This is a genomic window from Urbifossiella limnaea, assembly GCF_007747215.1.
In the GTDB taxonomy this organism is placed as follows: domain Bacteria; phylum Planctomycetota; class Planctomycetia; order Gemmatales; family Gemmataceae; genus Urbifossiella; species Urbifossiella limnaea.
On the sequence record NZ_CP036273.1, the window covers coordinates 783,967 to 799,108 of the forward strand.

Sequence of the window (15,142 nt, forward strand, 5' to 3'; positions counted from 1 at the left end):
CCCTCCCGCGGGTTCCTGCCGATGCCGCGTGCCCTCCTCGCCCTCGCCGCCGTGCTCGCCGCCGCCCCCGCCGCGGCCCAGACTCCGACGGCTGACGCCGCCGGCTCGGGCGTCGACTTCTTCGAGAAGAAGATCCGCCCCGCGCTCGCCGAGCACTGCTACAGCTGCCACTCGGCCGACGCCGCCGCGAAGAACAAGCTCAAGGGCGGCCTCGCCCTCGACACCCGCGACGCCGTCCGCGCCGGCGGCGACAGCGGCCCCGCGCTCGTCGCCGGTGACCCGGCCAAGAGCCTGATCGTCGAATCGCTCCGCTACACCGGCGACCTGCGGATGCCGCCGAAGGGGAAGCTGCCGCCGGCCGTCGTCGCCGACTTCGAGAAGTGGGTGAAGATGGGCGCCCCGGACCCGCGCACCGCCGCGACCGGCGTCAAGCAGCAGGTCGGGCTGTCGATCGACGAAGGGCGGAAATTCTGGTCGTACCGGCCGGTGGCGGCGCCGGCCGCGCCGGCCGTGAAGAACGCCGCCTGGCCCGCGACCGACATCGACCGCTACGTCCTCGCCGCGCTCGAAGCGAAGGGGCTGAACCCCGCCGCGGACGCCGACCGCGCCACGCTGGCGCGCCGCGTCTACTTCGACCTGCACGGCCTGCCGCCGACGCCGGAGGAGATCGACGCCTTCGTCCGCGACGCCGACCCGAAGGCGTTCGAGAAGCTGGTGGACACGCTGCTCGCGTCGCCGCGGTTCGGCGAGCGGTGGGGCCGGCACTGGCTCGACACCGCCCGCTTCGCCGAGTCGGTGACGCTGCGCGGGCTCGTGTTCAAGGAGGCGTGGCGGTACCGCGACTACGTCATCGACGCCTTCAACCGGGACGTGCCGCTCGACCAGTTCATCCGCGAACAACTCGCCGGCGACCTGCTGGCCGCGGCCACGCCCGAGGAGCGCGCCCGCCTCATCATCGCCACCACGTACCTGCAGCTCGGCAACACCAACCTCGAAGAACAGGACAAGCGCCAGCTCCGCATGGACGTGGTGGACGAGCAGCTCGACGTGATCGGCAAGGGGCTGCTGGGGCAGACCATCAGCTGCGCCCGCTGCCACGACCACAAGTTCGACCCGATCCCGACCGCCGACTACTACGCCCTCGCCGGCATCTTGCGGAACGTGAAGGCGCTGAAGGACGCGAACGTGTCCAACTGGGTCGAGGTGCCGCTGCCCGCAGCACCCGAGGTGGAAGCCGCGGTGAAGCAGCACGAGGCCGCCGTCGCCGACCTGCAAAGCCGCATCAAGGTGGCGAAGGCCAAGGCGCCGAAGGACGCGGCGGCCGAGCGCACGGTCAAGGGCGTGCTCGCCGTCAAGGACGTGCCCGGCGTCGTGGTGGACGACGCGGCCGCGAAGAAGGTGGGCACCTGGAAGGACTCGACGTTCTCCGGCACGTACATCGGCGCCGGCTACACCCACGACGACGCCAAGGGGGCCGGCGAGAAGACGATCACGTTCGACCCCGACCTGCCGGCCACCGGCCGGTACGAGGTGTGGTTCGCGTACTCGCCGGGCGGCAGCCGGGCGAAGGACGTGCCGGTGACGGTGTTCAGCGCCGACGGCGAGAAGACGCTCCACCTCGACCTGACGCCGAACCCGCCGATCCGCGGTCGGTTCGTGTCGCTCGGGCAGTACCGCTTCGAGAAGGACGGCCAGAGCTTCGTCCTCATCTCGAACGAGGGCGCGAAGGGGCACGTCACCGCCGACGCGGTGGCGTTCATCCCCGTGGATCAGGTGCCGAAGGACAAGGCGGCGCCCGCCGGAAAGGTCGCCGCGGCCGACCAGGCGGCGGCGCTGGAGGCCGAGCTGAAGAAGCTGCAAGCCGCGGCGCCGAAGCGGCCGATGGCCATGAGCGTGGTCGAGGAGGCGAAGATCGAGGACGCCAAGATCAACGTCCGCGGCATCGTCCACAATCAAGGGGCGGTGGCGCCGCGCGGCTTCCTCAAGGTGGCGACCGCCGGCCCGGTCCCGCCGATGCCCGCGAACCAGAGCGGCCGGGTGCAGCTGGCCGACTGGGTGGCGTCGAAGGACAACCCGCTGACGGCCCGGGTGTACGCCAACCGGGCGTGGCACTGGCTGTTCGGCAGCGGCCTCGTTCGCACCGCCGACAACTTCGGCACCACGGGGGAGGCGCCCTCGAACCCCGAGTTGCTCGACCACCTGGCGACGCGCCTCGTGCAGGACGGCTGGAGCGTGAAGAAGCTGGTGCGGGCGATCGTGCTGAGCCGCACCTACCGGCAGAGCAGCCGGGCGGACGCGCGCACGATCGCGGCCGACCCCGAGAACCGCCTGTTCGGCCACGCCAACCGCCGGCGGCTCGAAGCGGAGGCGATCCGCGACACGATGCTGACCGTCAGCGGCAAGCTGGAGGCGTTCGCCGGCGGGCCGAACTTCAAGGACAACGTCGCAGCCGACTACGGCTACCGGCACACGTCGGCGGCGCGGAGCGTGTACCTGCCGGTGTTCCGCAACGCGCTGCCCGAGGTGTTCGAGGCGTTCGACTTCGCCGACCCCAGCATGGTGGTCGGGAAGCGGAGCACGAGCACGGTGGCGCCGCAGGCGCTGTTCATGATGAACAACTCGTTCCCGGCCGAGCAGGCGAAGGCCGCCGCGGCGCGGGTGCTGGCCGAGAACCTGCCCACGGATGGTGCGCGGCTCGACCGCGCGTACCGGCTGGCGCTGGGCCGGCTGCCGACCGACGGCGAGCGGGCGGCGATGCGGCGCTACCTGGCGAACCAGTCGGGGAGCCCGCCGGCCGCGTGGGCGGCGGTGTTCCAGGCGCTGTTCGCGTCGGCCGACTTCCGGTACGTGGAGTGACGCCGCGATGCCGTGGGAGGTCGCGATCGTGAACTACGCCGGCAGCCCGCCCGCGTCGTACCACGCCCCGGGCCGTCCCGACCCGCAGCCACTCGGCGCCCGCGACGACGTGATCGCGGCGATCCGGCAGGCGGTGCCGGAGTTTCAATGGGGCATGGTCGGCGGCTTCCCGCCCGAGATCCTGGCGAAGTTCTCGCCGGAAGTCGCGGCGATACTGTCGAAACAGAAACTGAACGCGCGCTACGACACCGACGACCTGTACCTCCTGCTGTACGGGTTCGAGCAGGAACCGATCGGATACCTGCACGCCGAGGTACGCGGGACCGGGAACCCGGTTCCCTTGCTCGCCCGTGTATGTGCCGGCCGGAACTGGTCGGTGGCGTCCGACGCCGACGGCTCGTTCGTGGACCTGACCGCCGCCGCCGCACCGCAGTGGGACGGCTTCCAGGCGTACCGCGACCGGGCGAACTCCGATGTTCGTGACGCGGGCGGCTGACCGTGATACCGCCGCCGCCGCCCGGGGTGGAAACCCCGGGCGGCCTACGGCGAAGTTCGTTAACCGATGACCCAACCCGAGGCGCCGGTATGCTCACCCCCGTCACCCGCCGCGAGTGGCTGTCCCGCACCGCCTGCGGGTTCGGCGCCCTCGCCCTCGCCGACCTGGCGCACGCCCAGGCGCCGAACCCCCTCGCGCCGCGCCCGCCGCACCACCCGGCGAAGGCCAAGCGCGTCATCTTCCTGTTCATGCAGGGCGGCGTCAGCCACGTCGATTCCTACGACTACAAGCCGCGCCTCGTCGCCGACGACGGCCGGCAGATGCCCTTCGACGACGCCCGCGCCATCGCCAACACCGGCGCCCGCGGCACCAACCGCCGCGTCATGAAGCCGCTGTGGGAGTTCAAGCAGCGCGGCCAGAGCGGCCTGTGGGCGTCCGAGCTGTTCCCGCACGTCGCCCAGCACATGGACGAGCTGTGCGTCGTGCGCTCGCTCCACACCGAGGGCGTCGCCCACGGCCCGGCCACGCTCTTCCTCCACTGCGGCAGCACCAACTTCGTCCGCCCCAGCATGGGGAGCTGGGTGCTGTACGGCCTCGGCAGTGAGAACGCCAACCTGCCCGGGTTCATGAGCATCGCGCCGTCGGCCGGCAACGGCGGGCCGCGCAACTACGGCACCGCCTTCCTCCCGGCCATCTTCCAGGGAACGGCGCTCGGCCGCGCCGGCGGCACCGCCGCGGAGGCGACCATCCGCAACCTCACGAGCCCCGCCGGGCAGCGGCCGCCGTTTGAGCTGTTGCGCGACCTCCACGCCGAGCAACTGCGCCGCAGCCCCGGCGACGCCGAGCTCGAAGCCGTCGCCGCGTCGTACGAGCTGGCCCACCGGATGCAGCAGAACGCCCCCGACGTGCTGGACCTGTCGAAGGAGACGGCCGAGACGCTGGCGCTGTACGGCGTCAACGACCGCGCCACCGACACGTTCGGCCGGCAGTGCCTGATGGCGCGCCGGCTGTGCGAGGCGGGCGTCCGCTACGTGCAAGTGACCTACGGCGACAACAGCGCCAACCCGGCGTGGGACCAGCACTCGAACATGCCGAAGCACGCCGACCACGCGAAGGCGTGCGACAAGCCGATCGCCGGGCTGCTGGCCGACCTGAAGCGGCGCGGGCTGCTGGAAGACACGATCGTGTGGTGGGGCGGCGAGTTCGGGCGGACGCCGTTCGCCCAGGACAACGGCACCGGCCGCGACCACAACCCGGCGGGGTTCACAGTGTGGATGGCGGGCGGCGGCCTCAAGAAGGGCGTGGCGTTCGGCGCGACGGACGAGTACGGCAGTCAGGCCGTCGAGAACAAGGTCCACATGCACGACCTGCACGCGACCATCCTGCACCAGCTGGGCCTCGACCACGAGAAGCTGACGTTCCGCTACAGCGGCCGGAACTTCCGATTGACTGACGTTCACGGCCGCGTCGTGCGCGAGGTGATCGCGTAACGCCTTCCTGGCACTGGAGTTCACGCCGGAAGAATCGCCCGCCCCATGGTCGATCTGACGGCGTGACATGTTGCCGCGACCCGACCCCTCCCACGCGGCAGAATCATTTCCGGCTACCGCCCCGCCCACACGCCGCACAGCTCGACGACCACGCGCACGGCCGCCTCCATCTCTTCGAGACACGTCCACTCCAGCGGCGAGTGCGGGTTGTGCTCGCCGGTCGAGAGGTTCGGCGTCGGCAGCCCCTTCTCCGTCAGCATCGCGCCGTCGGTGCCGCCGCGGATGATCTTGAACTTCGGCTCCATGCCGGCGCGCTTCACGGCCTCCGCCGCGTAGGCGATCGCCCGCGGCTCCTTGGCGATGCCGTCGCGCATGTTGCGGTACTGCTTCCGCACCTCGACCGTCACCTTCGCCTCGGGGTACTCGCGCTCCACCTGCCGGCCGATCTCGCGCAGCAGCTCCGCCTGCACGGCGAGCTGTGGCGTGTCGAAGTCGCGCAGGAGGAAGCCGATCTTCACCTCGCCGACGCCGCCGTCGATGGTGAGCGGGTGGAGGAAGCCGTCGCGGCCGGCGGTCGTCTCGGGGCTGAGGCGGCGCTTCGGCAGGCGGTCCAGGAACATCCCCGCGAGGCGGATGGCGTTCGTCATCCGGCCCTTCGCGATCGACGGGTGGATGTTCACGCCGGTGATGGTGACCGTCGCCGCGTCCGCGCTGAACGTCTCGTCCTCGATCTCGGCGGTGCCGGCGCCGTCGAGCGTGTACGCGGCGACGGCGCCGCCGAGCATGGCGGGCTCCAGGTGGAGCACGCCGCGGCCGATTTCCTCGTCGCAGGTGAAGACGACCGCCACCGGGCCGTGCGGCAGGCCCGGGTTCTCGACGAGCGTCCGCACCGCCTCCATGATGACGGCCAGCCCCGCCTTGTCGTCGGCGCCCAGCAACGTGGTGCCGTCGGTGGTGATGATCGTCTTGCCGACGAGCGCCGTCAGCTCGGGGTTGTCGGCGACGCGGATCACCTTCGACGGGTCCTTCGGGAGCGTGATGTCGCCGCCGGCGTAGGCGCGGATTACCTGCGGGTTCACGTCCTTACCCGAGTTCTCGGGGTTGGTGTCCACGTGGGCGTTGAACGCGATGGTGGGGGCGCCGGGTACGTTCCCCGGCACGGTGGCGAAGACGAGGCCGTGCTCGTCCTGGCGGGCGTCGAGGCCGAGGGCGCGGAGTTCGTCGCGGAGCATCGCGCCGAGCACCAGCTGCCCCGGCGAGCTGGGGTAGGCGGTGGTGCGGTCGTCGGCCTGGGTGTCGATCCGAGCGTAGCGGAGGAAGCGGTCGAGCAGGGCGGACATGGCGGCTCCGGGGCGCGGTGGGGGTATGGTATTCGCCCCCGCGGCGCCGTAAAACGATTGCTTCGCCCGCCGCGCCTCCGCGAGTCCGACATGAGCTTTTCGTCCCACCACCTGTACTTCGACGACCTGGAGGTCGGCCAGGAGTGGGACTCGATCGGGCGGACGGTGACGGAGACGGACATCGTCAACTTCGCGGGGTTCAGCGGCGACTTCAACCCGATCCACATCGACCACGAGTTCGCCCGCGGCACCCCGTTCCGCCGGCCGATCGCGCACGGGTTCGGCGTGTTCAGCATCGCCAGCGGCCTGGGCGTGATGACGCCGCCGGTGCGGACGATCGCGCTGCTGCGGGTGCGGTTCTGGAACTTCCTGCTGCCGGTGTTCGCCGGCGACACGATCCGCTGCCACACCCGGGTGGTGGAGAAGACGGTGAAGGGCCGCGGCAAGCGCGGCGAGGTGGTGTGGTACCGCGGCATCGTCAACCAGGACGGCAAGACCGTGCAGGAGGGCGAGGTGGTGACGCTGCTGGAGTGCCGGCCGCTGGTGCGCGTGGGCGACCCCGTGGCCGTGGGCGAGCCGAGCGCCAACGGCACCGACTGAGCTAAGGCGAAAACCGGATTAACCACAGAGTCACAGAGGCCACAGAGCGAAGACGCAAAGCCGAGACGAAACCGAGTTCGAAGCCACGATTGGTTTGCACTCGGTCTTTTGTCTTCTCCCTGTGCCCTCTGTGACTCTGTGGTGAACTCTCTTCCTGACTCCGCCAACCATGACCATTCGTACCCGCTTCGCCCCGAGCCCGACCGGCTACCTCCACATCGGCGGCGTCCGCACGGCGCTGTTCAACTGGCTGTACGCCCGCCGGCACGGCGGCCAGTTCGTCCTCCGCATCGACGACACCGACGCCGCCCGCAACCGCGCCGAGGCCGTGAAGCCGATCCTCGACGGGTTCGACTGGCTCGGCCTCGACTGGGACGAAGGCCCGACCAAGGACGCCAGCGGTAACAGCGTCGGCCCGCACGCGCCGTACTTCCAGAGCCAGCGGAACGACCGGTACGTCGCCGCGGCGCTACAACTGATCGAGACCGGCCACGCCTACCCCGACTACACCACGCCCGACGAGCAGGACGCCCGCCGCAAGGCCGCGGAGAAGGCCAAGCGCGCCTACGTCCACCGCGGCAGCAACCGCGACGTGGACCCGGCCGAGAACCTGCGGTTGTACCGCGAGAAGCCGGCGGCGGTGCTGCTGAAGGTGCCGGAGGGGCGGGCGGTCGTGTTCAAGGACCACGTCCGCGGCGAGGTGAAGGTCGAGACGAGCACGATCCGCGACCCGGCGCTGCTCCGCGCCCCGGACGCCGCCGGCGTGTGCCGGGCGCTGTACTCGTTCGCCACCGTCGTGGACGAGGTGGCGTTCGGCATCACGCACGTCGTGCGGGCCGAGGAGCACCTCACCAACACGCCGACGCAGCTGCTCATCTTCGAGGCGCTGGGTGCGACGCCGCCGGAGTTCGCGCACATCCCGCTCGTGAATTACAACAACAAGAAGATGAGCAAGCGCGACCTGCCGCCGCTGTCGGCGCAGGAGACGGCCGCGCTCAAGGCGTGCGGGTGGACCGACGAAGCGCTGAAGGGCCGCGACGACCTGAACATCGCCACCGTCGCCTACTACCGCGAGCTGGGCTACCTGCCCGAAGCAGTCATCAACTACCTCGTCCGGCTCGGCTGGTCGCTGGACGCGACGAGCGAGTTCATCCCGCTCGACACCATCCTCAAGAACTTCGACCTGGACCGGATCACGAAGGCGGCGGCGAACTTCGACACGAAGAAGCTGTACTGGCTGCAGGGCGAGTACATGAAGCTCGTGCCGGTCGCCGACAAGGTGGAGCGCTGCCTGCCGTACCTCCGCCGCGCCGGGCTGGTCGGCGAGACGGTCCCGGACGCCGTGCGGGCGCGGCTGACGCAAGTGGCCGAGGCCGCGGGCGACCGGGTAAAGCTGTTCTCCGACATGGTGCAGTTCGCCGGCCCGCTGCTGCGGACGGACCCGGTGTACGACCCCGCCGCGGTCGAGAAGGCGATGAAGCCGAACGCCGAGTTGCTGCGGGCGTACCGCGACGCGCTCGCCGCCGCGGAGCCGTTCGACGCCGTCACCACGGCCGCGGCGTTGCAGGCGGTGGCGCCGGAGAAGGACAAGCACAAGGCGCTCGTCGCCGCGACGCGGGTGGCCGTCACCGGCGTGACGGTCGGGTTCGGGCTGTACGAGACGCTGGCGATCCTCGGCAAGGCCGAGGCGCTGCGGCGGGTCGATCTGGGTCTGAAGCAAGTGAGCTAACGCGATGCCCAAGGAATTCGACGTGTGCGGCCTGGGGAACTCCCTGGTCGACATCCTGCTGGAACTCACCGCCGAGGAGTTCGGCCCGCTCGCGTTCGAGAAGGGGACGATGCGCCTCGTCGAGCCCGGCGAGCAGAAGCAGCTCCTGAGCGCGTTCCGCGACCACGAGCCGCGGCTCGTCAGCGGCGGCAGCGTCGCCAACTCCGTCATCGCGTGCAGCCAGCTCGGCGGCCGCGGCGCCTTCATCGGCTGCGTCGGCGACGACCGGTACGGGCTCCACTACGTCGAGGAGTTCGAGCAGCTCGGCATCGACTTCGTGAACGACCCGCTGGTCGGCGAGACGACCGGGACGTGCGTCAGCATCATCACCCCGGACGCCGAGCGGACGATGCGGACGAGCCTGGCCGTGTCCAGCCACCTGGCGGCGCGGCACGTCCCCGCCGAGCGGATCGCGGCGAGCGAGTGGCTGTTCGTGGAAGGCTACGTGTTCGCCAACCCGAGCACCGGCCAGCACGCCATCCGCGAGGCGCTGAAGGCCGCCAAGGCGAACCGCGTGAAGGTCGCGCTGACGTGCTCGGAGGCGTTCGTGCCGCACGCCTTCGGCGACGCCTTCCGCGAGGCGCTGGCCCAGTCCGACCTGCTGTTCTGCAACGCGGTCGAGGCGACGGCCGTGACCGGCGCCGCGACCGCGGCCGACGCCTTCGCGGCACTAAAGGGACTGGTGCCGAACTGCGTCGTGACGGACGGCCCGAACGGCGCGTTCGTGCGGTTCGGCGGCGCGGAGCACCACGTGCCGGCGTTCCCGTGCGAGCCGAAGGACCTGACCGGCGCCGGCGACATGTTCGCGGGGGCGTTCCTGTACGGCGTCACGCACGGCGTCGCGCCCGAGAAGGCGGCGCGGGCGGCGAACCTGCTGGCGATGAAGGTGATCACGCAGATCGGCGCCCGCCTCCACCACGGGGCGAAGGACGGCTGGGCCGAGGGGCTAAAGTAGGACTCCGAGATTGGCCACAAAAAGGCACGAAAAGACACAAAAAGTAAGACACAAATCAAGAATAAGGTCTTGGTCCTGGTCTTAGTTCTTCTTTTTGTGTCTTTTCGTGCCTTTTTGTGGCCATCGTCTTTCTTCTGGAACCCCGCTCATGGGTCGCGTCCGCTCCTTCATCGGCGTCGGGGTCGGGGCCGAGGTGCGCCGCAAGGCGGTCGCGCTGCAACAGCAACTCGCCCGCACCGGCGCCGGCGTGAAGTGGGCCGCCGAGGACGGCATGCACGTCACGCTGCTGTTCCTCGGGGAACTCGACGACCGCGACATCCTGCCGGTGTGCCGCGCCGTCAAGGCCGCGGCCGCGACCGAGCCGCCGTTCCCCCTGCGCGTGTCGGGCGTCGGCGCCTTCCCGACGACCCGCCGGCCGAAGGTGCTGTGGGGCGGCGTCACCGACGGGGCCGAGCCGCTCCGCCGCCTCTACACCGCGATCGAGGCGAAGCTCCTGGATTTGGGCCTGTACGTCAAGGAGGAGCGCGACTACACCCCGCACCTGACGCTGGGCCGCGTGAAGGGCGAGGCCGACGGGTTCACGCTCGCGTCGGAGCTGCCGAAGCTGCTGGCGTGGGACGGCGGCCGCACCACGGTGGATGAGGTGTGCGTGTACAGCAGCGAGCTGCGCCGCGGCGGCCCCGAGTACGCCGTCCTCGGCCGGGCCGAACTGACCGGCTGACCCGCACGGGAGGCGGCTGTGCACTACCTCCTCTTCTACGACGTGGTCGCGGACTACGTGGAGCGCCGCGCCCCGCTGCGGGCCGAGCACCTGGCCCTGGCGCGGGCGGCGCACGCCCGCGGCGAACTCGTCCTCGGTGGCGCCCTCGCCGACCCCGCCGATGGGGCCGTGCTCCTCTTTCGCGGCGACTCGCCGGCCGCCGCCGAGGCCTTCGCCCGCGCCGACCCCTACGTCCGCAACGGCCTCGTCACCGCGTGGCGCGTCCGCGCCTGGGCCACCGTCGTCGGCGACGGCGCGGCCGTGACCCTGCCCCCCGATCTGGTCGTTGCGGGGCCGGCGGACGGCCGGTAGGTTGAGGCCATGACCGGACGCGAGTACCTGAACCGGCGGAAGCGCTGGGTCTTCGGCGGCGTCGCCGTCGGGATCGTGCTGCTCGTGGGCGGCCTGGTGGGGCTGCCGCTGCTGGTCGGGGCGGGGCTGGACACGCCGGCGGTCTCGGCCGTGGTGGTGCCTGGCGTGGTGGTGTTCGTGGCCACGGTCGTTGCCGGCCAGAAGTTCCTGTTCCGCTGCCCGTGGTGCCGCGGCAACCTGGGGGCGCTGCTGACGCAGAAGGGCGTGTGGCGGACGGACCCGAGGGTGCGCTTCTGCCCGTACTGCGGCACCGACCTGGACGACCCCGTGGGCGGCGGCGGCGACTGGGACGCCCCCGTCGAGTGACGGGGTTCGCGCTTGCCCGCCGGCCCCGCGGCGGGGTACGCTTTAACACTTCGTTCCCTCCCGGAAGCCGACATGAAGCGCGTCCTGCCGCTGGCCCTCGTCCCGGCGATCCTCGCCGCCGTGCTGTACTTACACGGCGACCGCCCCGCCCCCGCCGCGCAGGGGCCGCTCCCCATCCCCGAGATGCAGTTCAACGACGTGAAGGAGATCGCCCCCGGCGTCTTCTTCCGGCTGTCGTCCATCAGCGCCGCCGACCCGAAAATCCCGTTCGGCGGGTCGAACCACACGTGGGTCGTGTTCAAGGACTACGTGGTGGTGATCGACGCCAACTTCCCGAAGGAGGCGGCCGACGTGGTGGCGGCGATCAAGAAGACGACGGACAAGCCGATCCGCTACGTGCTGGACACGCACCACCACGGCGACCACGCCTACGGGAACAGCGTGTGGGCGAAGGAGGGGGCGAAGATCGTGGCGCACAAGAACGCGGCCCGGCTGCTGGCGGTGAACGGCCCGAAGCAGTGGGAGGAGGCGAGCAAGGCCACCGGGAAGGACGCCCGCGACGACCTCAAGACGACGACGCTGAAGCAGGTGGACATCCCGTTCGACGACCGGTACGTGCTCGACGACGGCACCCAGCGGGTGGAGTTCCTCCACTTCGGCCACTGCCACACGATCGGCGACGCGGTGGCGTACCTGCCGAAGCACAAGATCCTGTGCACCGGCGATGCGTGCGTGAACGGGGCGTACAACTTCATGGGCCACAGCAACTCGGCGAGCTGGATCCGCTGCCTGAACGAGATGCACAAGCTCGACGTGGACGTGATCTGCCCCGGCCACGGCAAGCTGGCGCGGAAGGACCTGTTGAAGACGGAGGTGCGCTACTTCACGGAGCTGCGGGCGGGCGTGCAGGCCGGCATCGACGCGAAGAAGAGCCTGGAGGACATCACCGCGGGGCTGCACTTCCCGTGGTACAAGGAGTGGACCGGCGTGGACGTGGCCGGCCCGCAGATGAACAAGGACAGCGTGAAGCACGTGTACAACGAACTCCAGGGGAAGGTCGAACACGAGCGGCTGGGCTGGGTGCCGAGCCCGCTCGAGACGCGGCCGGTGGCGGTGACGCGGGGGGACTGAGGACCGATTTCGGCCCGCGGCCTTCGTCCCTCCGGGGGCTCAAGCCGCGGGCCGCGCCAACGCACTCCCCGGGCCCGTGTTGTGTGCACACCGGCGCCCGCCCCGAGGTCGGCCATGTCCCGGCGCGCGTTCACGCTCATCGAGCTGCTCGTCGTCATCGCCATCGTCGCGGTGTTGATCGGCCTGTTGCTCCCCGCCGTGCAGAAGGTGCGCGAGGCGGCGGCGCGGCTGAAGTGTCAGAACAACCTGAAGCAGATCGGCCTCGGCCTGCACGGCTACGAGTCGGCGCACGGCCGCTTCCCGCCCGGCTACCGCGACACCCGGCCCGACAGCGCACCGGGGCCGGGCTGGGGCTGGGCCGTGTTCCTCCTGCCGTTCGTCGAGCAGCCCGCGCTGCACGCCCGCCTCGACCCGCACAACACGCTCCCCGGCGGCGGCTCCGACACGCCCGCGCCGACGCCGGACACGCTAACGGCGCTACCGGTCTACCGCTGCCCGTCGGACCCGGGGCCGGCGACGAACGCGAACTACGACGGCCACGCCACCGCGAACTACCGCGGCGTCGGCTGGGGCCGGCCGAAGACGGCGCCGGGCCCGAAGGGGCTCATGATCACCGACCTGGCCGACCCCACCGGCGTGCTGTTCCGCAACAGCAAGGTGCGCGTCGCCGACGTGGCCGACGGCCTTTCCGGCACGCTGTTCGTCACCGAGGTGTGTTTGACCGAGCCGCGCTGGGGCGGCGTGTGGGCCGGGGCGACGCGGAAGGACGGCTACGGCCTGTGGATCAGCGGCGCGTTCTGGGCCGTGGACGAGGGGCCGTTCCGGCTGAACGGGCCGGACAAGTGGGCGGCGTGTAGCCCGCACCCCGGCGGCGTCGGCGTGCTGCTCGGCGACGGCTCGGCCCGCTTCGTCCGCGACACGGTCGAGCCGCGCGTGCCGGCGGACCTGGCGACGCGGGCGGGGGGCGAGGTGGCGGCGGTGGAGTGAGTCAGCCCCGCCGCAGGTCCGCGAACGCGGCCGCCATCGCGTCGCGCATCATGCTGCTATCGTTCGAGTACACCACCAGCCGCGCCCCCTGGCGGATCGTCCGCAGCATCTGGTCCGTCCGCCCGAACCAGCACCCGGCCGCGACGTGCCGGCGGTCGGCGGTGTCGATCACCTTCTTCAGCAGCGCCACCAGCTCCGGGTGGTCGTACTGGTTGGGGATGCCCATCGCCGTGGTCAGGTCGTTCGGCCCCACGAACACGGCGTGCACGCCGGGGATGGAGCAGATCGCGTCCAGGTTCTCGATTCCGGCCGGCGACTCGATCATCGGGATGAACACCGTGTCGGCGCAGCGCACGGTCGTGACGTACTGCTTCGTCGCCTCGCTCGGCCACTCGTCGCGGTCGAGGACGCGCTTCAGCGCGCGGCCCTTCAGCGGCCGGTACACGGCCGCGGCCGCGAGCGCCTTCGCGTGCGCCACTTCCTCAACATAAGGCACCACGACGCCGTCGAACGAGTCGCACACCTTCGACACGTCGTCCGGGTCGCGGCTGTGGGTGCGGGCGAGGCAGGCGATGCCCTTCGAGTTCAGGGCGTACTTCACCGGCAGGAAGTCGGCAACGTCGAGGGCGTTGTGCTCAGCGGTAACGACGACGAAGTCGAGCGCCCCCGGCGGGAGGAAGTCCACGACGGCCGGGCAGACGGCGTGCTGGAAGAAGGTGCCGAACACCCGCTCGCCGCGGGTGAGTTTGTCCTTCAGCGCCTTGCCGCTCATCGGGGGCTCCTGTGTTTCCGCCGCTTGCGGCGTAGCGGCGTCCACGTCGCTACGCCGCAAGCGGCGGAAGAATCACGTCAGCAGCGTCAGCGGGTTGGCCCGGCTCCGCAGTGGCAGTTCGGCGGGGCGGCCGAGCCGGTGCGACTCGAACGCCGCCGCAATCATCTCGATGATCGCCGCCGCGTCGCGGCAGCCGCACTTCGTGTCGCGGTCCTTCTCGATCGCGTCGAGCAGGTCGGTTATCGCCGCGACGTGGCCGCCCTCGTAGTTACCGTCGGTACGCGGTTCCGGCCGGCCGATCCCCGCCGAGGTGATGACCTCCCACGTCTTCTTGCTGCGGCCCGGCGACCAGCTGCTGTCGCGCAGCAGGTCCGCCTTCACGCCGTAGCCGCTCTCCAACTCGATGACGCCCTTCGAGCCGAACACCTGCACCGCGAACCGCGTCGGCTGACCGGCCATGCCCTTGCGGCTGGCGAAGTAGCCGGTGACGCCGCGCGGGAAGCTGTACTGCGCCTGCACGTGATCGCCGGCCAGCGGGCCGATCCCCTCGGCGCCGTCGCGGACGTGCCGCTTCGCCACCGGCTCGCCGCCCTGCGTCACGGTGGCGTAGCAGCTGGCGGCGTTCCCGCCGGCGATACTGCGCATCAGGCCGAAGACGTGCGACCCGAGCACCCACAGGTCTTCGCCGCCGCCGCGGGCGTCCTCCTTGCCGCGGCCGCGGATCTCCAGCAGGTCGCCGATGGCGCCGTCGGCGACGGCGGCCTTCACGGCGGCGAGCACGGGCGAGTACTGGCTGATGTGGGCGATGCCGAGCTTGAGGTGGCGCATCTCGAACGCCCGGACGACGGCGTCGGCCTCGGCGGGCGTGCGGCAGAACGGCTTCTCCATGTAGACGTGGCACCCGGCCTCGGCCGCGGCGAGGAGCATGTCGTGGTGCTGGTCGATGTGGCGCGGGCAGATCGCCACGATGTCGAGCTTCTCCTTCGCCAGCATGTCGCGGTACGCGGCGTAGGCGTTGCGGGCGCCGGTGCGCTGCTGCGCCTGCCGGCGGCCGGCCTCGACGGGGTCGGCGACGGCGACGATCTCGACGTTCGGGGCGCGGCGGCAGGCGACGTCGACGGCGTGGCCGTAGTCGCCGCGGCCGGTGTGGCCGATGACGCCGACGCGAAACGTGCGGGGCACGGGAGAGCCTCCGGCGGGGGGAGCCCTGACTGTGCCGCGCGCGGGGCGGCGGGGCAAGGAAAAAGCGCGGCGGCTGCGGTACGATACGCCCTGCGGAATCCGCGGAGGGTTTCCGCCCGCCGGCCGT

14 protein-coding genes are annotated in these 15,142 nt (G+C 71.1%); 11 read left to right on the forward strand and 3 right to left on the reverse strand.

Annotated elements, in window-relative coordinates:
- Nucleotides 1-21: 21 nt before the first annotated feature.
- The 3 genes from ETAA1_RS03375 (at nt 22) to ETAA1_RS03385 (ending at nt 4,842) form a co-directional block, all read left to right on the forward strand.
- Nucleotides 22-2,856, forward strand: coding sequence for a DUF1553 domain-containing protein (locus ETAA1_RS03375; RefSeq protein WP_145234303.1), 2,835 nt, complete (start codon nt 22-24; stop codon nt 2,854-2,856).
- Between the two features lie 7 nt (nt 2,857-2,863).
- Nucleotides 2,864-3,352: a hypothetical protein gene (locus ETAA1_RS03380; protein ID WP_145234305.1), complete on the forward strand. Its 489-nt coding sequence runs from the start codon at nt 2,864-2,866 to the stop codon at nt 3,350-3,352.
- 89 nt (nt 3,353-3,441) lie between these two features.
- Nucleotides 3,442-4,842 carry a DUF1501 domain-containing protein gene (locus ETAA1_RS03385; RefSeq protein WP_145234307.1) on the forward strand — a complete coding sequence of 467 codons (1,401 nt, stop codon included), beginning with the start codon at nt 3,442-3,444 and terminating at the stop codon, nt 4,840-4,842.
- Between the two features lie 113 nt (nt 4,843-4,955).
- Here the strand turns inward: ETAA1_RS03385 and pepT are convergent, their stop codons facing one another.
- Nucleotides 4,956-6,182, reverse strand: coding sequence for a peptidase T (gene pepT / locus ETAA1_RS03390; protein WP_145234309.1), 1,227 nt, complete (start codon nt 6,180-6,182; stop codon nt 4,956-4,958).
- A gap of 90 nt (nt 6,183-6,272) precedes the next feature.
- Between pepT and ETAA1_RS03395 the strand changes: the two genes are divergently transcribed.
- The 8 genes from ETAA1_RS03395 to ETAA1_RS03430 all read left to right on the forward strand — a co-directional run bounded on the left by ETAA1_RS03395 (nt 6,273) and on the right by ETAA1_RS03430 (nt 13,061).
- Nucleotides 6,273-6,782, forward strand: a complete 510-nt coding sequence (locus ETAA1_RS03395) for a MaoC family dehydratase (RefSeq protein WP_145234310.1) — start codon at nt 6,273-6,275, stop codon at nt 6,780-6,782.
- A 169-nt stretch (nt 6,783-6,951) separates the two neighbouring features.
- A complete protein-coding gene (locus tag ETAA1_RS03400) occupies nt 6,952-8,511 on the forward strand; it encodes a glutamate--tRNA ligase (protein ID WP_145234312.1) in 1,560 nt (519 codons plus the stop codon).
- Nucleotides 8,512-8,515: 4 nt separating this feature from the next.
- Nucleotides 8,516-9,505 (forward strand): adenosine kinase, encoded by a 990-nt coding sequence (locus ETAA1_RS03405; protein WP_145234313.1) that lies wholly within the window; start codon nt 8,516-8,518, stop codon nt 9,503-9,505.
- Nucleotides 9,506-9,653: 148 nt separating this feature from the next.
- Nucleotides 9,654-10,226 carry an RNA 2',3'-cyclic phosphodiesterase gene (gene thpR, locus ETAA1_RS03410; RefSeq protein ID WP_145234315.1) on the forward strand — a complete coding sequence of 191 codons (573 nt, stop codon included), beginning with the start codon at nt 9,654-9,656 and terminating at the stop codon, nt 10,224-10,226.
- Nucleotides 10,227-10,244: 18 nt separating this feature from the next.
- Nucleotides 10,245-10,577, forward strand: coding sequence for a YciI-like protein (locus tag ETAA1_RS03415; RefSeq protein WP_145234317.1), 333 nt, complete (start codon nt 10,245-10,247; stop codon nt 10,575-10,577).
- A 9-nt stretch (nt 10,578-10,586) separates the two neighbouring features.
- Nucleotides 10,587-10,943, forward strand: a complete 357-nt coding sequence (locus ETAA1_RS03420) for a hypothetical protein (RefSeq protein WP_145234319.1) — start codon at nt 10,587-10,589, stop codon at nt 10,941-10,943.
- 72 nt (nt 10,944-11,015) lie between these two features.
- Entirely contained in the window at nt 11,016-12,074 is a 1,059-nt protein-coding gene (locus ETAA1_RS03425; protein WP_145234321.1) for an MBL fold metallo-hydrolase, read from the forward strand.
- A 114-nt stretch (nt 12,075-12,188) separates the two neighbouring features.
- Nucleotides 12,189-13,061 (forward strand): DUF1559 domain-containing protein, encoded by an 873-nt coding sequence (locus ETAA1_RS03430; RefSeq protein WP_145244558.1) that lies wholly within the window; start codon nt 12,189-12,191, stop codon nt 13,059-13,061.
- Nucleotide 13,062: 1 nt separating this feature from the next.
- Here ETAA1_RS03430 and ETAA1_RS03435 read toward each other — a convergent pair whose 3' ends face one another.
- Both ETAA1_RS03435 and ETAA1_RS03440 read right to left on the reverse strand, forming a co-directional pair.
- Nucleotides 13,063-13,833, reverse strand: a complete 771-nt coding sequence (locus ETAA1_RS03435) for an HpcH/HpaI aldolase family protein (RefSeq protein WP_145234323.1) — start codon at nt 13,831-13,833, stop codon at nt 13,063-13,065.
- 72 nt (nt 13,834-13,905) lie between these two features.
- Nucleotides 13,906-15,015, reverse strand: coding sequence for a Gfo/Idh/MocA family protein (locus ETAA1_RS03440; RefSeq protein ID WP_145234325.1), 1,110 nt, complete (start codon nt 15,013-15,015; stop codon nt 13,906-13,908).
- Between the last annotated feature and the right edge of the window lie 127 nt (nt 15,016-15,142).